16 protein-coding genes are annotated in these 19633 nt (G+C 64.7%); 8 read left to right on the forward strand and 8 right to left on the reverse strand.

The annotated features are described in order from the left end of the window. Positions 1–20: 20 nt before the first annotated feature. The 3 genes from DOM54_RS10410 to DOM54_RS10420 all read right to left on the reverse strand — a co-directional run bounded on the left by DOM54_RS10410 (position 21) and on the right by DOM54_RS10420 (position 3456). Entirely contained in the window at positions 21–317 is a 297-nt protein-coding gene (locus DOM54_RS10410) for a cory-CC-star protein (RefSeq protein WP_110716256.1), read from the reverse strand. After that, complete coding sequence (locus tag DOM54_RS10415; RefSeq protein WP_110716652.1) at positions 304–2061, reverse strand: carbon starvation CstA family protein; 1758 nt, start codon at positions 2059–2061, stop codon at positions 304–306. Before DOM54_RS10415 ends, DOM54_RS10410 begins: the two co-directional genes overlap by 14 nt. A gap of 159 nt (positions 2062–2220) precedes the next feature. Next, the gene (locus tag DOM54_RS10420) at positions 2221–3456 is read right to left on the reverse strand and encodes a multidrug effflux MFS transporter (RefSeq protein WP_206019071.1); all 1236 of its coding nucleotides are present in this window, start codon (positions 3454–3456) and stop codon (positions 2221–2223) included. Between the two features lie 484 nt (positions 3457–3940). On the opposite strand from DOM54_RS10420, the gene DOM54_RS10425 reads away from it, so the two are divergent. From DOM54_RS10425 to DOM54_RS10450, 6 genes are all read left to right on the forward strand, one after another. Further along, entirely contained in the window at positions 3941–5353 is a 1413-nt protein-coding gene (locus tag DOM54_RS10425) for a cytochrome ubiquinol oxidase subunit I (protein WP_110716258.1), read from the forward strand. A gap of 3 nt (positions 5354–5356) precedes the next feature. Beyond that, positions 5357–6358 carry a cytochrome d ubiquinol oxidase subunit II gene (gene cydB, locus DOM54_RS10430; RefSeq protein ID WP_110716259.1) on the forward strand — a complete coding sequence of 334 codons (1002 nt, stop codon included), beginning with the start codon at positions 5357–5359 and terminating at the stop codon, positions 6356–6358. Between the two features lie 38 nt (positions 6359–6396). After that, on the forward strand, positions 6397–8082 hold the full coding sequence (gene cydD / locus DOM54_RS10435; protein ID WP_240613852.1) for a thiol reductant ABC exporter subunit CydD: 1686 nt from the start codon (positions 6397–6399) through the stop codon (positions 8080–8082). Beyond that, positions 8079–9770 (forward strand): thiol reductant ABC exporter subunit CydC, encoded by a 1692-nt coding sequence (gene cydC, locus DOM54_RS10440; RefSeq protein ID WP_110716261.1) that lies wholly within the window; start codon positions 8079–8081, stop codon positions 9768–9770. Before cydD ends, cydC begins: the two co-directional genes overlap by 4 nt. A 107-nt stretch (positions 9771–9877) precedes the next feature. Then, complete coding sequence (locus DOM54_RS10445; protein ID WP_110716262.1) at positions 9878–11056, forward strand: acyl-CoA dehydrogenase; 1179 nt, start codon at positions 9878–9880, stop codon at positions 11054–11056. Positions 11057–11061: 5 nt separating this feature from the next. Then, positions 11062–12321 carry a CaiB/BaiF CoA transferase family protein gene (locus DOM54_RS10450; protein WP_110716653.1) on the forward strand — a complete coding sequence of 420 codons (1260 nt, stop codon included), beginning with the start codon at positions 11062–11064 and terminating at the stop codon, positions 12319–12321. A gap of 185 nt (positions 12322–12506) precedes the next feature. Here the strand turns inward: DOM54_RS10450 and csiR are convergent, their stop codons facing one another. Continuing rightward, complete coding sequence (gene csiR, locus DOM54_RS10455; protein ID WP_110716263.1) at positions 12507–13196, reverse strand: DNA-binding transcriptional regulator CsiR; 690 nt, start codon at positions 13194–13196, stop codon at positions 12507–12509. Positions 13197–13426: 230 nt separating this feature from the next. On the opposite strand from csiR, the gene DOM54_RS10460 reads away from it, so the two are divergent. Next, a complete protein-coding gene (locus tag DOM54_RS10460; RefSeq protein ID WP_110716264.1) occupies positions 13427–14635 on the forward strand; it encodes an AGE family epimerase/isomerase in 1209 nt (402 codons plus the stop codon). Here the strand turns inward: DOM54_RS10460 and DOM54_RS10465 are convergent. The 4 genes from DOM54_RS10465 to DOM54_RS20610 form a co-directional block, all read right to left on the reverse strand. Beyond that, a complete protein-coding gene (locus DOM54_RS10465; RefSeq protein ID WP_110716265.1) occupies positions 14630–16504 on the reverse strand; it encodes a SulP family inorganic anion transporter in 1875 nt (624 codons plus the stop codon). The two genes, DOM54_RS10460 and DOM54_RS10465, sit on opposite strands and share 6 nt — an antisense overlap. Positions 16505–16664: 160 nt before the next feature. Beyond that, a complete protein-coding gene (locus DOM54_RS10470; protein WP_206019072.1) occupies positions 16665–17594 on the reverse strand; it encodes an alpha/beta hydrolase in 930 nt (309 codons plus the stop codon). Positions 17595–17686: 92 nt separating this feature from the next. After that, entirely contained in the window at positions 17687–18061 is a 375-nt protein-coding gene (locus tag DOM54_RS10475; protein ID WP_240613853.1) for a flagellar protein FlaG, read from the reverse strand. Positions 18062–18116: 55 nt separating this feature from the next. Beyond that, positions 18117–18743: a bactofilin family protein gene (locus tag DOM54_RS20610; protein ID WP_110716267.1), complete on the reverse strand. Its 627-nt coding sequence runs from the start codon at positions 18741–18743 to the stop codon at positions 18117–18119. A 200-nt stretch (positions 18744–18943) separates the two neighbouring features. Here DOM54_RS20610 and DOM54_RS10485 point away from each other — a divergent pair, with 200 nt between their 5' ends. Beyond that, a complete protein-coding gene (locus DOM54_RS10485; RefSeq protein WP_110716268.1) occupies positions 18944–19510 on the forward strand; it encodes a bactofilin family protein in 567 nt (188 codons plus the stop codon). Positions 19511–19633: the final 123 nt, after the last annotated feature.

Raw genomic sequence — 19633 nt, forward strand, 5'->3', positions numbered from 1 at the left:
CTTGTGCGACATGCGCCCGCCTAGCAGCAGCGGAAGCCCGCCAGGGGCGAGCGCGGCATGCCCTGGCGTGTGTGCCACTCATGGAAGCGATCTAGCATGTGCGGGTAGAGCTCCAGAGTCATGTCACTGACGGGATTGGGTATCCCCATCATGTCGCAGAAGCAAAGCAGCATGAAGAGATCCTCCTCATCCTGCAGCTCCCGGGCGATTTCGCGCCGGTGCGGCAGGCTCAGGACCGCGTCGTATCCCTGGATCGCGCGATGCAACCGCGATCGCCACAAGGCAACCGCGGAGCCTTCCTTGTCAGGGCGATTCATCGGAACTCAGCGCCTGGCCCTGAGGGGTTGCTTCACCCTGGCGGAAGCTGCGCGATGCCTCGAGGAGGATCCACAGCGTGAACACCATGATCAGGCTTCCGAAGATGAACAGCAGCCAGTTGCGGTCGGCATCGCCGAAACCCGACCAGGTGAAGATCACCTGCTGCCCCATCGCCCATAGCGTCATGACCAGCAGGAACAGCATGGGGGCCAGGGTGAAGATCACCGGACGGCCCTGGCGCTTGAGCCATACCGAGACCAGCATCAGCGTGATGCCGGCCAGTAGTTGGTTGCTGGTGCCGAACAACGGCCACAGCAGGTAGCCGCCGGAGCCGAAGCCGTTGGGACCTTCCGGCAGGATGACCAGCGCACCGCTGGTCACCACGGCAATGCTGGTTGCGACGTGCTTGCGGGCGATGACCGGCATGCCGTACTCATTGCCCAGTTCGGCAATGATGTAGCGCATCAGGCGCACGGCGGTATCCAGGGTGGTGGCGGCGAAGCTCACCACGATGACCGCGATCAGCGTCGACCCCACGTGTTCGGGAATGCCGAGATTGCCGGCGAGCTGCCCAGCGCCCCGCACGAACGATCCCAGGCCGTTGGAGCCGGCCGCGGAAAAGCTCGAGTAGGTGGCGGTGAAGTCGGCGCCTGAAGCGAATAGGGTGCCCACCGCGATGATCGCGATCATCGCCAGCATGCCTTCGCCCAGGGCGCCGCCATAGCCGATCATCCGCGCATCGGTCTCCTTGTCGAGCTGCTTGGAGGTGGTGCCCGAGGCGACCAGGCCGTGGAAGCCGGAGATCGCGCCGCAGGCGATGGTGATGAACAGCAGCGGGTACCAGCTGATTTCCGCCTCGCCGTTGATGCTGGGCGCGGTCATCTCCGGCGCGCCGAACAGCAGCCCCAGGTACAGCAGCGCCAGGCCAACCACCAACTGATGCGAATTGATGTAATCGCGCGGCTGCAGCAGCTTCCAGACCGGAAGCGTCGAGGCGATGTAGACGTACACCATCAACACGACGATCCAGACCAGAAAAGCCATCGAGGTGCCGTTGAAGCCGCCGACGACCGGCGCGTCGGCACCACCGAACCAGTTCACCAGGTCGAACTGCAGCAGTGGCACCTCGCTGGCCACCAGCACCGCGCCATACATCACCGCCAGAGCGATCACCGACGGCAACAGCATCGAGCCCGAATGGCGATAGACGCGATAGCCGATCCACACGGCCAGCGGGATCTGGATGAAGACCGACAGCACGCTGGCCGGGAAGGTGATGAACAGCTTGGCGATGACCCAGGCGAAGACCGCGTTGACCATCAATACCAGAATCAAGATGATGAACAGGAACAGCAGTTTGGCACGCTGTCCGATCAGCCGGTTGGCCAGTGTCCCGATCGAGTGGCCCTTGTGGCGGTTGGAAAGTACCACCGCGCCGAAGTCGTGGACGCCGGCGGCGAAGACGGTGCCCAGTACCACCCACAGGATCGCCGGCAGCCAGCCCCAGTAGATCGCGATGGCAGGCCCCACGATGGGCGCCGCCCCGGCCACCGAGGTGAAATGGTGGCCCCACAGAATCCATTTGTTGGTGGGAACGTAGTCGACGCCGTCGCGATAGGTGTGCGCCGGCGTTTGAAAATCGGCTTCGAGTCGGTAGATGCGTTCGGCGATGAACTTCGAATAGAACCGATAGCCCATCACGAAACACACGGTACCGAACAGGGCGATCCAGATAGCGTTCATGGGCATCCCCTAGACCGTTCCGGTGGGCGTGGCGGAGCACGGCCACCTGCGTTGTCGTGGTATGCCTACACTACCGAAGATCGGGAGGGCGCTCCGTTAGACGAACGCATCAGGCGCGCGAGCGGCCTCGGAGAGACCCGAGACGTCCCGCTGGCGGCTTCAACCCGGTGGCTGGCGATCGAATCGCAGCGCGCTCCTCAACGCGATCTGGCCGATCACGGCAGCCGTGGCCAGTACCACGGCCGCTCCCAGGGCCGGGTTGTCGCCCAGGCCGGCCAACGCCGTGCACAGGGCGCCTATGCCCATCTGGGCGAATCCGTAGAGCCCGGCCGCGGAACCGACCACCTTGGGATTGATTCCCACGGCCAGCGTCAACGCGGTCGGCCCGGTCATTCCCACCCCGAAGGTAAACAGCAGAACCGAGGCCTCGAGGGTGACCACCGAAGCCCAGCCGGCCAGCACGATGACCAGCATCGAGATTCCACCCGCCAGGCTCAGCAGGCTGGCGGACAGCATCAATCGAACCAGGCCGATGCGGTGGATGGCGCGATTGGTGATGAAGTTGCCCAGCGAGATGCTGAGGATCAGCAGCGACAGGTAATAAGCCACGTGGCTCGCCGGCTTGCCCAGCTGTTCGACGAAGATGAACGGTGCCGAGGCGACGAAAGCGAACATCGCCGTGGTGACGCAACCCCCGCCGATCGCGTAACCGATGAACGCGGGAGAGTGAAGCAGGGTGCGATATTCGCGGGCCAGATTGGGCAGGTTGATGCGGCCGGTGGCTTGTGCCGTTTCCGGCATCAGCCGCCAGACGAACAGCAGGTTGCCGACGCCCATCAGGCAGAGTGCCAGCAGCACGGTTCGCCAACCCAGCGTCGACGTCAGCAGGCTGCCGATCAGCGGTGCCATGGCCGGGCCGATGGCGACCACCAGATTGAGCACCGCCAGCCGCTGCACGGCTCGATCCGGGGCCGCGGTGTCACGAATCATGGCGCGCCCCAGCGCCAGCCCGGCGCAGCCGCCGAAGGCCTGGAAGAAACGCGCCGCGATCAGCATCTCGACGCTCTGCGCCTGCCAGGCGACGACGCCCGCGATGCTGTAGATGGCCATGCCGAGCATTAACGCCGGGCGTCTCCCCAGCGCGTCGGAAAGCGGGCCATAGAAGAGCTGGCCGAGCGCCAGACCCAGTATGTAGAGGCTGATGGTCAACTGCATTCGGGCGTTGTCGGCGTGCAGCGCCTCTCCGGCGATCGGCAGCGCCGGCACGAAGATGTGCATGGCCAGCGTGCCGGCCAGGGTAATCATGACCAGCATCCACAGGGCCGGCACGGGACCAGCCCTTGTCGTCTGGGCCGGGGAAGCCGGTCGGGCGGTCGAGGTGGTCGGGTCGGTCACGAAGCGCCTCGTGAGCAGGGAGAGAAGAGTCAGGCGAGATCCAATAGCGGGATAGCCATTAGCCTGTATGTCATTCGAACCTTACGCGATCTGACTTTGTATGACCATTTGACCAAGGCCTTTTGTCGCGTGGCGACGCGAGGCGGCCCCGATCGTCATGAAATGTCAGGCAGGCATATTGTCGCAGATGTCCTGGAATCCACCGGGATGAAAGCCGGGTGTCTGAGTGGCGCGGAGGCTTGGGAACCCTTGTGGTTGGCGACTTTCGGCAGCATTGCCTAGGTTGTCTAGAGCGTTGTACGCAACCGCGCGACACGGGCCTGCGACAACCGGACACGGCGGCCCGGCCGAGGGTCGCGCTTATGATAGGACGCATCGAACGGCTGCAATGGCCGGGCGAAGGACAAACAGCAAACAGTCAGATGAAACAGCTGCCGTCGGGGCATGAGGGAACCGCTGCCCTGGCGCTTGCGAGGAGTCAGCCATGGCGTTAGATCCTATCCTGCTATCACGATTGCAGTTCGCTTTCGTGGTCTCTTTTCACGCAATATTTCCCGTGTTCACGATAGGGCTCGCTTCCTATGTGGCGGTGTTGCAGGGTCTCTACGTCGCGACCGGCAACGCGGTCTGGGATCGTCTGGGCCTGTTCTGGACCAAGATCTTCGCCGTCGTCTTCGGCATGGGCGTGGTTTCCGGCATCGTCATGGCTTTCCAGTTCGGCACCAACTGGAGCAATTTCTCCCAGTTCGCCTCGAATTTCATCGGGCCGATGCTGAGCTACGAAGTGATCACCGCGTTCTTCCTTGAGGCCGGATTCCTTGGCGTGTTGCTGTTCGGCCGCCATCGTGTCTCGCCGTCGGTGCATTTCTTCGCCGCGCTGATGGTCGCCATCGGTACCTTCATCTCGGCCTTCTGGATCCTGGCCACCAACAGCTGGATGCAGACGCCGCAGGGTTACGAGATCCGCGAGGGTGTCCTGCACGTGACCTCCTGGCTGGAGGCCATGTTCACGCCATCCTTCCCGTATCGATTCGCGCACATGGCGCTGGCGGCCTTCCTGACCGGAGGCTTCGTGGTCTGCGGGGTCAGTGCCTGGTTCCTGCTCAGACGACGCGATGTCGAGGCGCACAAGCGGGCGCTTTCCATGACCATGTGGCTGCTGCTGATTCTGGCACCGCTCCAGGCGTTCGTGGGTGACGAACACGGTCTCAACACCCTCGAGCACCAGCCGATGAAGGTTGCGGCCATGGAGGGGAATTGGGAGACCCAGTCCAATGTCCCGCTGCTGCTGTTCGCGCTACCGGACCGCGAGCTCCAGGCCAACCGATTCGAGATCGGTATCCCCAACGGCGCCAGCCTGATTCTGCGTCACGATGTCGATGGCGTGGTCCCAGGGCTCAAGGAAATCCCGGTCGATCAGCAGCAGCCGGTATGGATCGTCTTCTACAGCTTCCGGGTCATGGTCGCCCTGGGACTGTTGATGATCGCGTTTGCGGTCACCGGGCTGGTCCTTCGCCGTGGCGGCAGGCTATATACCTCGCGCTGGTTCCTGCATGGCCTGCAGGGCATGAGCCTGGCACCGTTCATCGCGGTACTGGCGGGGTGGTTCGTGACCGAAATCGGGCGCTCGCCCTGGCTGGTCTACAACGTGCTCTCCTATGCGGACGCGGTCACGCCCTCGCTGACGGGCGGCATGGTGCTGGCGACGTTGATCGGCTATGTCGCGGTCTACGCGGTGATCTTCTGGGCGGGTATCTACTACCTGTTCAAGGTCGTTCGCCAGGGGCTGGACGACCTCGGTGCGGATGAGGAAGTCCATGATGTCGATCGCCCCATGCGTCCCTTGTCCGCCACCCACGTGCCATTCGACGGCACCACCGCATCATCCAGGAGCTGAGCCATGGAAATGTACGATCTGTCGCTGATCTGGGCCGTCATCATCGCTTTCGGCGTGATCATGTACGTGCTGATGGATGGGTTCGACCTGGGCCTGGGCATCCTGTTTCCGTTCGCCCCCGACGAGGATGCCCGCGACGTGATGATGAACTCCGTCGCACCGGTATGGGACGGCAACGAGACCTGGCTGGTGCTCGGTGGTGCCGGTCTCATCGCGGCGTTCCCGCTGGTCTACACCATCCTGCTCCCGGCGCTCTACCTGGGGGTATTCCTGATGCTGGCCGGATTGATTTTCCGTGGCGTGGCGTTCGAGTTTCGCTTCAAGTCCAAGCGGACGCGGGGGTGGTGGAACGCGGCCTTCGCCGGCGGTTCCTTCGTCGCGGCGTTCGCCCAGGGCTGTGTGGTGGGGGCCTACATTCAGGGCTTCGAAACCGCGGATCGCGTCTATACCGGCGGGGCGTTCGACTGGTTGACGCCGTTCTCGGTGCTCACCGGAATCGGGTTGGTGGTCGGTTACACCCTGCTGGGCGCGACCTGGCTGGTGCTGAAGTCCGAAGGGCATGTTCGCGAGTGGGCGCGTGGCTTGATTCCCGGGCTGCTGATCGGCGTACTGGCGATATTCGTCATCGTCAGTCTGTGGACACCCTGGATCGATCCGGGCGTGTTCGACCGCTGGTTCGACCATCTGCAGGTGATCTGGCTGCTGCCGTTCGCGGCCCTGCTCTGCGCGGCGGGCATCTACCTTGCCACTCGCCGTCGTCGTGAAGGGCTGGCGTTCCTGTTGACGCTGGGCCTGTTCATCTTCACCTACCTCGGACTGCTGGTCAGCCGTTGGCCCTACGTGATCCCGCCGGACTACACGCTCTGGGACGCCGCCTCGGCGCCGGAATCCCAGTTCTTCATCCTGATCGGAGTGCTGTTCGTGGTGCCGATCGTGCTGACCTACACCGCGTGGTCCTACTGGGTCTTCCGCGGCAAGGTGCGCGTCGGAGAGGGCTACCATTGAGTGCCGCCAGGCGATCCGCGAACCCGTCACGCGAGTGGTTGAGGCAGCAGACGGCCGCTGTCCGGCCCTGGTATCGAGGCGCCGTCTGCTGTGGCCTGTTGGTGGGGGTTGCCACGCTGGTCCAGATGGGCGCGCTGGCCTGGGTCGTCGACCGGGTGATCTCGGACGGCGCCTCGCTCGAGACGGTCGTCGGTGGGATCTCGATGATCGTCGCTGCCATTGCCGCCCGGGCACTGGCGCAATGGGGGCAGGAAGTCTGCGGCCAGGCCTGCGGGCTGCGGGTGAAGCAGCAGGTGCGTGCCCGTTTGCTGGCGCGTCTGCAGCAGTTGGGGCCGGTGCGGCTGGCGTCGCGGCATAGCGCCGGTCTCGCCAGCCAATTGGTGGACCAGGTCGAGTCGCTGGAGGGCTACTACGCCCGCTTCTTGCCGCAGATGGTGCTGGCGGCGCTGATCCCCTTGATCTACCTCGCCGTGGTGTTTTGGCTCAACTGGCTGGCGGCGATCTGGTTGTTGATCGCGGCACCGCTGATTCCACTGTTCATGGCGCTGATCGGGATGGGCGCGCAGCGCCTCAACGAGGCGCAGTTCCAGGCGGTCACCCGGCTCTCGGGACACTTCCTCGACCGGGTTCGGGGCATCACCACACTGCAGCTGTTCGGTCTGGCCGAGCGCAGCGCCGAGGAGGTGAGCGAGGTCGCCCACGACTATCGGCGGCGAAGCCTCAAGACGCTGAGGGTGGCCTTCCTGTCGTCGGCGGTGCTCGAATTCTTCGCGGCGGTCTCCGTCGCGGTGGTGGCGATCTACATTGGCTTCGGCCTGCTGGGCTATATCCAGTACGGCCCCGCCGACCAGCTTGACCTGTTCAGCGGGTTGTTCATCCTGCTGCTGGCACCGGAGTTCTTCCAGCCGCTGCGCACCCTTTCCCAGCACTACCATGACCGGGCTTCCGCCCTTGGCGCGGCGGAAGGGCTGGTGGCGCTGCTGGAGCCGGAGGCCGACGAGAAGGTCGCACCGGGAAGAATCGACGGTGAAACCGGGCTGGACGAGACCCCGCGACAGCTTCCTGGCGCGGTTGCGCTCGACGCTGTCGAGTTGCGCCATCGCGGGCGAGAGCGAATTCTCGGGCCGGTGTCGTTGAAGATCGCTCCCGGCGAGGTCGTGGCGCTGATCGGTCCCTCCGGCAGTGGCAAGTCGAGTCTGCTGCAACTGATTGCGGGCTTCATCGCGCCCAGCGCGGGCAGGGTTCGGGCCACACCGACCCCAGCAATCGCGTGGCTGGACCAGCGACCGCTAATCGTCCAGGGGACGCTGGCCGACAACCTGCGGCTGGTAGCGCCGGACGCCAGCGACGAGGCGTTGCGCGACGCCTTGCAGCAGGCGGGGCTTCAGGCGTGGCTCGCCTCGACGCCGGCAGGTCTCGATACGTCTCTGGGCGAGCGCGGCTTCGGACTTTCCGGCGGCGAGGGGCAGCGGCTGGCGCTGGCGAGGGTCTTCCTCTCACCAGCGAAGCTGGTGCTGCTGGACGAACCGACGGCAGCCCTCGATCCGGAGACCGAGCGCGAGGTCATCGCGGGCCTGACCCGGTTGGCCGCCAGCGGTCGCACCCTGATCGTCGCGACCCATCACCCCACGATCATGGCCATGGCCGGTCGCGTCCTCGCGATCGAAGCGGGCAGGCTGTCCGCGGTCGAGCGTCCGGATGTCTCCCGGGAGGCGCACTCATGAAAGCACTGCTCTCACTGCGGCCATGGCTCGGCGTCCTGGCCGAGCGTCGCGGCCGGCTTCTGATCGGCGCGCTGCTGATGCTTGCCACGCTGCTCAGTGCACTCGGGCTACTCTCGCTGTCCGGCTGGTTCATCACCGCCACGGCGATCGCCGCGGTCAGCGCAATCGGTTACCTGGACGTGTTCACGCCCGGCAGCGGTATCCGGTTCTTCGCCGTCTCTCGCACCGCCAGCCGCTATCTGGAACGGCTCTACAACCACGACACCATATTGCGACTGCTGGCGGACCTTCGCGGGCGCGTATTCGCTGGCCTGGTCACCCTGGATGCGCGCACGCTGGCACGGGCCCGCGCTTCCCAGTGGCTCCATCGACTGACGGCGGATATCGACACGCTCGACAATCTCTATCTACGCCTGCTGGCGCCGCCGCTGGTGGCTCTGATCAGCGTGCTGGCATTCGCCGCTTTCGCCTGCGCCTTCCTGCCCGTTGCCGGAATCGTACTGCTGGCCATTCTGTTGCCGCTGGGCGTAACGGCGACCGTCGGCTGCGGCTGGTGGGGTTGGCGCGCCAGCCATCGCCGGATCGATCGGCAGGAACGGCTGCGGACACGCGCCATCGAGCAGGTCGAGGGGCTGGCCGAATTGACCAGCTATCGGGCCCTGGAGACACATCGCGCGCTCTGGCGCCGCGAGGAGCAGGCGCTGATCGACGACCAGCGCCAACTCGGCCGTCGAACTGCCACGGGCAATCTCGTTGTCACGCTCGGCATCCAACTGGCGACGCTGCTGGTTCTGCTGGTGGGGCTCGAGGCCTATCGCGGCGGCCAGGTGAGCGGGCCGGTGATGGTGATGCTGGCGCTGGGCACGCTGGCGGTCAGCGAGGGACTGGGTAATCTGCCGATGGCATTCATCCAACTGGGGGCCACGGTGCGGGCCGCCGAGCGGCTCAATGGCCAGGCCGAGCTCAAGACGCCGCTGGCCGGAGACCGGCTCACATCCGGAGGGGCGGCGCCATCGCTGGTCTATCGGGACGTCGCGGTCAGCCACGGCGCGCGAACCGTTTTCAGCGACCTGAATCTGGTCATCGGAGCCGGCAGGAAAGTCGCCATCATCGGCCCCTCGGGGATCGGCAAGTCGACACTGGCGCAGTTGGCGGTAAGCGCGTTCGACCCTCAGGCGGGGCGCGTCGAATTCGCCTCCCAGGATATCGCCCGGCTGGCGCCCGACTCGTTGCGAGCGCGAATCGGCTATCTCACCCAGCGCAGCGAACTGTTCCACGACACCCTGGCTGCCAACCTGCGTATGGGAAACCCGGATGCCAGCGATGCCGAACTCTGGGCCGTGCTCGCCAGTGTCGAACTCGGGGCCTGGGCGCGATCGCTGCCGGACGGCCTGGAAACCTGGGTCGGCGAGCAGGGGCGCCAGCTGTCCGGCGGCCAGGCGCGTCGAGTCGCCTTGGCGCGGGTGATGTTGCGCAATTCGCCGCTGGTGATCCTGGATGAGCCCTTGAGCGGGCTGGATGCCGAAACGGCAGCCTCGATCAAGTCGACACTGGATGCTTGGTTGGCAGGACGCACGGCGCTACTGCTGGGCCATGATCGCCAGGCGCTGCCAGCCTGTGACGATTGCTGGCGGCTGATGCCGGCTCAGACGGGACGGGTCGGCGAGCGCTGTTTGGAAAAAATGTAGACATTCATCCAATAGTGTCGACATTCAATATGACGGTACCCTGAGCATATCTTGCTCGTCCGTGCCGTCGAAGCCGGGCGATTCCATCGATGTCAGGAGCGCCAACCATGTCCGGTTTCCAGTGGGATGACCCTTTACTATTCGACCAGCAGCTCGGTGACGAGGAACGCCAGATTCAGCAACTGGCCCGCGACTACTGCCAGGAGCGCCTGCAGCCTCGCGTGCTGGAGGCCTTCGAGCGCGACCATTTCGATCGCGAGATCCTGCGGGAGATGGGCGAACTCGGCTTGCTGGGAGCCACGGTGGCCGAGGCCTACGGTGGGGCGGGCGCCAACCACGTGGCCTACGGCCTGATCGCGCGCGAGGTCGAGCGGGTCGATTCCGGCTATCGTTCCGCCATGAGCGTGCAGTCGTCGCTGGTGATGCACCCGATCGAGGCCTATGGCAGCGAAGCGCAGAAGCAGCGTTATCTGCCCGAACTCGCGAGCGGCGAGATGGTGGGCTGTTTCGGTCTGACCGAGCCCAATGCGGGCTCTGACCCCGGCAGCATGCAGACTCGGGCCAGGAAGGTCGATGGCGGCTATCGCCTCAGTGGCCAGAAGACCTGGATCACCAACAGCCCCATCGCCGACGTCGCCGTGGTATGGGCCAAGTCCGATGCTCACGAAGGCAAGATCAAGGGGTTTCTGGTCGACCGTGGCGCCGCTGGTTTCTCCACGCCCACCATTCAGGCCAAGGCGTCGTTGCGGGCCTCGGTCACCGGCGAGATCGTGCTCGATGATGTCTTCGTCGACGAGGAGGCGCTGCTGCCCGGCGCTGCCGGGCTGAGCGGTCCATTCGGCTGTCTCAACAAGGCCCGTTACGGGATCGGTTGGGGCACCATGGGGGCGGCGGAATTCTGCTGGCACGCCGCCCGCCAGTACACCCTGGATCGGGAGCAGTTCGGCCGGCCCCTTGCCGCCACTCAACTGGTCCAGGTCAAGCTGGCCAACATGCAGACGGAGATTGCGCTGGGCCTCCAGGCGTGTCTGCGGGTCGGGCGGCTGCTGGACGCCGGCCAGGCGACCCCGGAAATGATCTCGCTGATCAAGCGCAATCACTGCGGCAAGGCTCTCGACATTGCCCGCGTATCCCGAGACATGCATGGCGGCAACGGCATTTCGCTGGAATTCGGCGTGATCCGCCACATGATCAACCTGGAGACGGTCAACACCTACGAGGGGACGCACGACGTCCACGCGCTGATCCTGGGGCGCGCCCAGACCGGCATCCAGGCGTTCGGTTGAAGACGATGCGTGAGCTATCCAAACCGTTGGCCGGCCTCAAGGTGCTGGACCTCTCGAGGGTGCTCGCCGGTCCCTGGTGCACGCAGCAACTGGCGGATCTCGGCGCCGAGGTGATCAAGATCGAGAGACCGGGGCGGGGCGACGATACCCGGGCCTGGGGCCCGCCGTGGCTCGACGGCGTCGGCACGGCGTCGGGCACCAGCCCGGAATCGGGTGCCGGGATGAAAGAGTCCGCCTACTTCCTGAGTGCCAACCGCGGCAAGCGCTCGGTCGCCATCGACCTGTCGACTGCGAGGGGGCAGGAGCTGGTTCGGCGTATGGCGGCGAAGGCCGATGTCTTGATCGAGAACTTCAAGGTCGGCGGGCTGGCCGCCTATGGTCTCGACTACGCCAGCCTCCAGCGACTCAAACCGGACCTGATCTACTGCTCGATCACCGGGTTCGGCCAGGACGGGCCCTACGCCGGCCGCGCCGGCTACGACTTCCTGATCCAGGGCATGGGCGGGCTGATGAGCCTGACCGGTGCGCCCGACGCGCAGGGCGGCGAGCCGATGAAGGTCGGCGTCGCGATCACCGACATCTTCACCGGACTCTATGCCGCCAACGCGATCCTGGCGGCGCTGCGCCGCCGGGATGCCACCGGCGAGGGCGGCTACATCGACATGGCGCTGCTGGATGTCCAGGTCGGCGTACTTGCCAATCAGGCGCTCAACTACCTCACCAGCGGGCAGACGCCACAGCGCATGGGCAATGCGCATCCCAACATCGTGCCCTACCAGGCGTTTGCCGCTGCCGATGGGCATCTCATCGTCACCGTGGGCAACGACAGTCAGTTTCGCCATCTGTGCGAGGCGCTGGGCGAGCCAGCGTGGGCGGTAGACCCGCGTTTCGCCACCAATGCCCAGCGGGTGGCCCATCGCGAGGTGCTGGTCGCCCTGCTGGAGGCGCGGTTGATCGCCAGGCCGCGCGACGAATGGCTGGCGCTGCTGGAGGCCCATGGCGTGCCCTGCGGGCCCATCAACACGCTCGACCAGGTCTTCGACGATCCCCAGGTACGTCATCGTGGCATGTCCCACGAGAGCGCCATGGAGGATGGACGCCGTGCCAGATTGGTGGGCAACCCGATCACGCTGGATGGCTGTCGGATGACGTCGCCCCAGTCGCCGCCACGTCTGGGGGAGCATACGGCATGCGTACTGCGCGAGTGGTTGGCGCTGGACGCCGAGGCGCTGGCGGATCTGCGTCGCGACGGGGCGATTGCCTGATCGATGGCCCGGTTGCCGGTCCTCCAGCGTGATGGCCCGCGACTTACGTGAAGCCGCATCGGGGAGGCGATGGTGCCAGGCAAGCCGCGACGCGGGGTGATGCTGGACGACGTGGTGGGGTCTAGCGATGCGGTCCGGCGGCACCCGGCGGCGATATCACGCAATGGCCCCGGCGAGACACCCCACTAGACCCAGCCCCGTTCCTCGAGCCGCTCGCGGATGATCGGCACCGGCGTCATCAGGTGCTCGCGCATCATTCGGCTGGCGGCTGTGGCATCGCGTGACAGAATCGTGTCCACCAGCGTCTGATGCTCGTGGTGCTTGTCGGCCAACGCCTGATCGGAGAATACGGTTCGGCGTAGCCATAGATGGCGGTAGCGCTGGGCCTGATCGAACAGGGCCGCCCGCGACTGCAGCAGCGGCAGGCAGTCGCAGCCGGCGACCATGGCATCGTGAAGCGCCTGGTGTCGCCGGTCCCAGCGCTCGAGCATCTCCTCGCCGTCGTTGATACGGTCGACCTTGGCCAGGGTATGGACCCGGGCCAGGATCGAGGCCTCCCAGTCATCGTCGCCGCGCTCGATGGCCAGGCGGATCAGAAGGCCCTCGAGTTCGGCGCGGGCGTCGTAGATCGCGGCCAGTTCGGCCACCGACATCGGCGCCACGCGATAGCCACGCTGGCTGATACCGGTGACCAGACGTTCGCCGATCAGTCGGGTCAAGGCCTCCCGTAATGGGCCGACGCCGGTCGCGTAGCCCGCCTTCAGCCGGCTCATCAGCAGCTTTTCCTGCGGTGCATAGGCGCCGCGGATGATATCCGCTTTCAGGCGCCGGTAGACGTCGAGCGCGGTAGGGGATCGTTCGGAAGTTGCGGTCATCGCCAGGCCCTGTCGGGGTCGATCGGTGTCGGTTGGTCAATTTTGTCGATGTTGAGGAAAAATATCGACACCTGTGTTGCCCGACCGGTATCCGACGAGAGGCGCATTGTGGCCGTCGGCGATGCCGACCAGAATGAATTCGAAACCCTCGGCGCTATCCGGCATCCGTCCGGTGTCGCCATGTACCGGATCCTTCGTGCATCGGCATCCGTCATGAAGCGAGGTTCGCCATGCCGCTCACCACGCCGCACCAGATCGAACAGCACATCGCCCGGACCATGGCGTTCTATCACCCGCGCTGCATCGACCCCCAGGCGGGTTTCTACCACTATCTCACCGACGACGGGCATCGCTACAACCGCCATCATCGACATCTCGTCTCCAGCGCCGGCTACGTGATCATCTACGCCCGCTCCGCGATGCACACCGGCGCCCCCGAAGCCCTAAAATGGGCACGCCACGGCTTGAAGTTCATCGAGGAGAAACACTACCAGACCCGTACCCAGGGGTTCGCCTGGACGCTGGACCATGGCAAGGCGGAAGACGCCAACCATCACTGCTACGGGCTGGCTTGGGTCATGCTGGCCTATGCGACGGCGCTGAAGGCCGGGGTTGCCGAGGCGCGAATCGGGCTCGATCGGGTCCGTGCCTTGATGGACCGACGGTTCCTGGAGTCCCATTCGCAGCTCTACGCCGCCGAAGCGGACGCGAACTGGCACCTGACCGGCTATCGTGGCCAGAGCGTCAACCAGCGGAGCTGCGAAGCGCTGATCGCGGCGTTCGATGCCAGCGGCGAGAATGCCTTTCTCGACCGTGCGCTGGGTATCGCCCGGACGCTATGGCATCGGCTCGCCCCCATGGGCGATGGCTGGCTGTGGGAGAACTACGACCGCGACTGGCATATCGATTTCGATTATCACCGCGACCGTCCCGATGACCAGTTCCGACCCTGGGGGTTCCAGATCGGTCATCAGACCGGGTGGGTCAGGTTGCTGCTGCGGCTCCATCACCATCGTCCGGTTGAGGCCTGGCTGCTCCCGACGGCGCGCCGGCTGTTCATCGAGGCAGTGGAAAAGGGGTGGGACGACAAGTATGGCGGCTTGATCGGCGGGGTGGATTTCAACCGCCTGCCCCTCAATCGGGACAAGATCTACTGGGTTCAGGCCGAGAGCCTGGCGGCCGCCGCGATGCTCGGCGATCTGACCGGGGAGGCGCGCTACTGGCGCTGGTACGACAAGATCGCCAACTACTGCTGGCAGCACATGATCGATCACGAGCACGGCGGCTGGTATCGCATCCTGACCCCGGACAACCGACGCTATTCGCGGGAGAAAAGCCCGGCGCCCAAGACCGACTGCCACAATCTTTCCGCCTGCTACGACATCCTGCCGATCATGCGGCGCCAGCACGGCGAGCGCGGAGTGACGGCATCGCTATGACTTCCCGCCTGTTGACGGCGTTTCGGCCGGATCCGGATCGGGTTCTTCGGCAGGGTCGTCGCTCGCTGCCTCTTTTGCCGCCAGCAGCGCCGCACGTTCGTCGTCGAGGCGATGACGGATATCGGTCCAGGCCGCGAAGGTGCTGAGATAGGCCTCGCCGGTCAAGTGATCGAGGAAGTCGCTGTTGCCGAGCATGTCCATCACTGGCCCTTTTACCTCGGCCAGGTGCAGGGTGACCTGCGAATCCTTCAGGCGGGCGTTAATCGCCTCCAGGCTCTCCAGGGCCGAGGCGTCGATCAGGTTGACCGCGGAGCAGATCAGCACCAGGTGTCGCATGTTCTCACGGTCGGCGAGCAGCCCGTAGACGGTATCCTCCAGATAGCGCGCATTGGCGAAATAGAGGCTCTCGTCCACCCGCAGCAGGGCGATCTCGTCATCGACTTCCGCTTCATGACGCCGGATGTTGCGAAAGTGCTCGGTGCCCGGAAGGCGCCCGACTTCCGCGGTATGGGGACGGCTGGTGCGGTAGAGGTAGAGCGCCAGCGAGACGCCCACGCCGGCCATCACACCGGCCTCCACCCCTTCGACGAAGGTCAGCACGATGGTGATCAGCATCGCGGCGAAATCGCTTCGGGAGTAGTGCCAGGTTCGCTTGAGGCCGGGAAGGTCGACCAGCGTCATCGCCGAGACGATGATGCTGGCGGCCAGTGTGGCGATCGGCAGGTAGGCGATCAGCGACGTCAGGAACAGGATCACCAGGCCGACGCCCAGTGCGGCGAATGCCCCGGCAGCCGGGGTGCGGGCGCCGGCGTCGAAATTGATCACCGTGCGTGACAGGCTGCCGGTCACCGGCATGCCGGAAGTAAAGGCCGCCGCCAGGTTGGCGGTGCCGAGGCCGACCAGCTCCTGATCCGGGGAGATGCGCTCACGTCGCCGTGCGGCCAGCATCTGTGCCAGCGACACCGACTCGATGAACCCGACCACGCTGATCAGGAACGCCGGCAGCAGCAGGTCGCGCAGCAGGCCCGGCTCGAACGACGGCAGGCTCAATGGTGGCAGGTGTGCGGGGATGTCGCCGACCACGTTGACACCATGAGTGGGGAGCTGTAACGCCCATGAGACCAGCGTAGTGATGGCGACGGCCATGACCGGGCCCAGGCGTACGATGAAGGTTGCCTTCCCGGCGCTCAGCCCCATCTTCTGCAGCACCGGCCCGGCTCGACGCATCACCAGCAGAAAAGCCAGTGCCGACGCGCCCAGCGCCAGCGTCGGCCAGTGGAGGCTGCCGAGATGGCTCAGCAGATGGCCGATCTGGTCGATCAGCGTGAATCCCGAGCCGCCGATACCGATCAGGCTGGCGAACTGGCTGGCGGCGATCAGCACGCCAGAAGCGGTCAGCAGCCCGGAAACCACCGGATGACTGAGGAAATTGGCGAAGAACCCCAGCCGCAGCAGGCCCATGACGGCCAGAATCAGGCCCGAGAGCATGGCAAGCGTCATTGCAGCCTGGCTGTAGGCCGGGGTGCCACTGACGAACAGGGGCGAGAGGGCGGCGGCGGTCATCAGCGAGACGATCGCCATCGGGCCCACTGCCAGCGTGCGGCTGGTGCCGAAGATCGAATAGAGAATCAGCGGCAGCATGCTGGCATAGAGCCCGGTGATCGCCGGCAGCCCGGCGAGGATGGCGTAGGCCAGGGCCTGGGGGATCACCATCAGGGTGACGATGATGGACGCTACCAGGTCCTCGCTGAACAGGTGACGGTTGTAGTAGGGCGCCCAACTAATGATCGGGAAATAGCGTGCCAGACGGGCACGGAAGTGGATCTGTTCTCGCGTATCGGTTCCCGTCAATCGGCGCCAAAGGCTCATCGTCTCGTCAGGCTCCCGGTAATAAGCTTATCGTCAAAAAGGATAATCAGGGCGGTAAATGGTGCGCGCACTCCGGATCGTGTGCAAGCCGACGAGCGTTCCGACGTATCCCCGCGTGCGACGATGGGGCACGCGTGATGGCCTGGCTGTCGGTGTGCCTTCAGGCGTTCGGCGCCGGCATCTCCCGCGCCAGGAAATCCAGCGCTGCGGACTCGGCGCTGCCGCGAAACAGGAAGGTCGTGATGTGGCCGCGGCCATTCATCCAGAGCAGTTCCACGTGGTTGCCCTTCGCTTCCAACGCCTGCATGAAGGTTTCGGCCTGCTCGGGGGGCACGAGATCGTCCCAGCTGCCGTGAAACAGAAAGAAGGGCGGCGAATCGGGGTGAACGTGGAAGACCGGCGAGGCCTCGGCATAGGCCGTCGGACGCTCCGCCTCGGTCCCGTCCATCAACTGGATCAGCAGGCGACCGCTGTCCCAAAGCCGCAGGTCTGCCGGCGTGCCGCCGGAAACGACCGCCGCGAAGCCGGTGTCGCTTCCGCCGTAGGGGGCGTCCAGGCTGCTGCTCGTGCCAGCCACCAGCGCCAGCAGGCTGACGAGATGGGCCCCGGAGGAGTAGCCGAGACCGGCGATGCGCTGCGAATCGATACGCCATTCGCCGGCGTGGTCATCGATCCAGTGGCGGGCGACCTGCAGATCGTTCAATTGGGCCGGGAAACGATACTCCGGCGCGAAACGATAGCTTACGTTGACCACCACATAACCCCGACGCACGAACCGCTTGGCGATCGGGGTCATGTCATCCCGCGAACGGCCTTCCCAGCCGCCGCCGTGGACCATCATCACGGCAGGGCGCCGCGCCGCGCCGGCGGTTGCCGGCAGGTAGATATCCGCCTGCAGCGGCTGGGGCCAATCCGGTGGCGTATAGGTTCGATTCTTGACCACGCGATAATCGAGGTCGCGGGGCTGTTGCTGTGCCGGGGGAAGATCGCTCTCGGGGGCGTTGACGTAGGTGGTGCAGCCGGCAAAGAGAGCGCAGGAGAGGACCGCCGGCAGCCAGTGCCCCAGCGGTTTCATGACTCGGATTGGCATTCACGCGCATCCCTGATTCGTGTCTGGTGAGTTCAGCGTACGAGGTCACTGCCCATTGCGCGAATCGTGGCTGAAGGAGGCGCGATGGTGAATCAGACGGAAGCGTCGACCAGCCGCCCCTGATTTTCCGCGAACGCCTCGGCGATTCTTACCATCTCTTCGGCGGGAATCTGGCGGATAACTTCTCCCGTCGTCCGATCGACGACTTGCGTAATGACTCGACTATCGAATTCGCTCAACTCGAAACGCAGTCCGTACTGGGACATGACGCCGTTGAGCGAGTGAAGCCGATCGCTCAGATAACCGACTCCCGGGGTCGAATCGTCTGCTGTCGGTGAGGGAGGCGCCACGATGGGGGGCGGCGGAACCAACCCCGCCTGGCTCAGCAACATTTCCAGTCTTTGACGGGGGGAGCCGTCGGCGCTTGAGCTGAGAGAGAGCGAAGCCAGATCGATGGGGGTAGGCATGACCATCTTCCTCGAACAGTCAACACGGAGAGTAAACGTCCAGGTTTCGTCATCGCTATCTGGACTCGGAGTCAATACAGGGTGAAGCAAGGCAGGGAGAGGTGGGATGAGAAGGGACAGTTCGTCTGCCGCCGATATCGAAATTTCCCTGGAGCCATGCACCCTCGTGGCAGTGCAGGCTCGCCGTGGAGAGCTGACCTTCCAGCCGCGCCCCCATCTCGACGACGACATGCTCCGATACTTCCTGCCGGCCCAGAGAGGTTCCCGCCAGACGGAGTTCGCGAGCCGCGAGCCACGGCGCTACCCAGGCACCCGTGCCGACCATGACCCGTTGACCATAGGCCGCGACGTCTCCCTCTACCTTCCCTTCGATCCAAAGCGTCTCGCGCGCCTCGAGACGACCCCGCACGTTGACCGTTCGGCCGATCAGGCTGCCTTCAGTGAAAGTGGGCGTCTGCCCTGGTCGTGACTCACATGCGCATGGGGTGGGAGTCGCATGACCGAGCAATGACCCGTTATCTGGAAGGGCGGCGTCAACCGGCGTTCCTGCGGGCAGGCGTTGCCGCCTTGTTACCCGGCGATACCCATCCAGCAGCAGCAGGGCGCAGCAGATGAGTCCGCCGAGCAGAAGCCATTCTGCCGAGTCCATAGATTTCATTCCCAAAGCGGCTCCAACCCCCATGCCGAATAGATCGTTCGGCGATGGTTGGGCGATACATATCGATAGCTATCGGCGCTGCGGAAAATATCTGAAGGTGAGAATTGCCGGCGGTTATCGAGGGGAGATAAAGATGCCTCGTTCCTTGCCGATCTATCATCACACAGGGTGACCCAGCTTCAGGCTGAACCCGCCATCTTCCGACAGCGACAGAGAACTGCGATATGTTTCAAAAATCCAACCACAATAATCGGCAGCCGGTGGCTCCATCCCGTGACAGCGACAGCCCGGCGTCATCTGGCGGCAACCCCGTTCCCACTCACGGCCTCTCTCGAATCGGGGGCAAGACGACCCTACAAGGCGATATCAGTGGCGAAGAGGACCTCCTTATCGAGGGTCGGATCCTGGGCGACGTCCTGTTTCGGAAGCACGCCGTCACCGTCGGCGCCGAGGGCGTGGTGGAAGGCCGGATGGTAGCCAGGGAGCTTACGGTGAAAGGACGAGTGGATGGCACCCTGATCGCCGCCGAGAAGATCACGCTGAAAGCAGGGGCCGTCGTCAATGGCCAACTTCACTCTCCCGGCCTGGTACTGGAAGATGGCGCGGCATTTCACGGCAACATCGACATGGAGCCGGAACAGAATGAGCTCAGGGATGCCTTCGAGACCGGGACGGCACGCGCCGAATCAACGGCCCCGGAGTCGGCTCGCCTCGGCGCGGAGCCGTCTCCGGTTGCAGAAGCCGGTACCTCCCCGGCGGATGACCGGAGCGCGCCAGCCTCAGGGGCCTGAAGTGAAAAATAGTGGATGCGCCAAATATAAGCGAGCGGTATGAATCGTCATTCTTTGATATTTAGCTATAGCCTGAGATTTATTAAATTTAGCGGTTTATGAATAATAATGGACGCCGTTTTT

Source organism: Salinicola acroporae (assembly GCF_003206615.1).
GTDB lineage: Bacteria > Pseudomonadota > Gammaproteobacteria > Pseudomonadales > Halomonadaceae > Salinicola > Salinicola acroporae.

Excerpts from the sequence above, each read along its gene's own strand:
- DOM54_RS10485 (WP_110716268.1), top strand. The coding sequence starts at position 18,944 with ATGTTTCAAAAATCCAACCACAATAATCGGCAGCCGGTGGCTCCATCC.
- DOM54_RS10410 (WP_110716256.1), bottom strand. The coding sequence starts at position 317 with ATGAATCGCCCTGACAAGGAAGGCTCCGCGGTTGCCTTGTGGCGATCG.
- csiR (WP_110716263.1), bottom strand. The coding sequence starts at position 13,196 with ATGACCGCAACTTCCGAACGATCCCCTACCGCGCTCGACGTCTACCGG.
- DOM54_RS10445 (WP_110716262.1), top strand. The coding sequence starts at position 9,878 with ATGTCCGGTTTCCAGTGGGATGACCCTTTACTATTCGACCAGCAGCTC.
- DOM54_RS10465 (WP_110716265.1), bottom strand. The coding sequence starts at position 16,504 with ATGAGCCTTTGGCGCCGATTGACGGGAACCGATACGCGAGAACAGATC.
- DOM54_RS10415 (WP_110716652.1), bottom strand. The coding sequence starts at position 2,061 with ATGAACGCTATCTGGATCGCCCTGTTCGGTACCGTGTGTTTCGTGATG.
- DOM54_RS10460 (WP_110716264.1), top strand. The coding sequence starts at position 13,427 with ATGCCGCTCACCACGCCGCACCAGATCGAACAGCACATCGCCCGGACC.
- DOM54_RS10450 (WP_110716653.1), top strand. The coding sequence starts at position 11,062 with ATGCGTGAGCTATCCAAACCGTTGGCCGGCCTCAAGGTGCTGGACCTC.
- DOM54_RS10470 (WP_206019072.1), bottom strand. The coding sequence starts at position 17,594 with ATGCCAATCCGAGTCATGAAACCGCTGGGGCACTGGCTGCCGGCGGTC.
- DOM54_RS10475 (WP_240613853.1), bottom strand. The coding sequence starts at position 18,061 with ATGCCTACCCCCATCGATCTGGCTTCGCTCTCTCTCAGCTCAAGCGCC.
- cydB (WP_110716259.1), top strand. The coding sequence starts at position 5,357 with ATGGAAATGTACGATCTGTCGCTGATCTGGGCCGTCATCATCGCTTTC.
- DOM54_RS10425 (WP_110716258.1), top strand. The coding sequence starts at position 3,941 with ATGGCGTTAGATCCTATCCTGCTATCACGATTGCAGTTCGCTTTCGTG.
- DOM54_RS20610 (WP_110716267.1), bottom strand. The coding sequence starts at position 18,743 with ATGGGGGTTGGAGCCGCTTTGGGAATGAAATCTATGGACTCGGCAGAA.
- cydC (WP_110716261.1), top strand. The coding sequence starts at position 8,079 with ATGAAAGCACTGCTCTCACTGCGGCCATGGCTCGGCGTCCTGGCCGAG.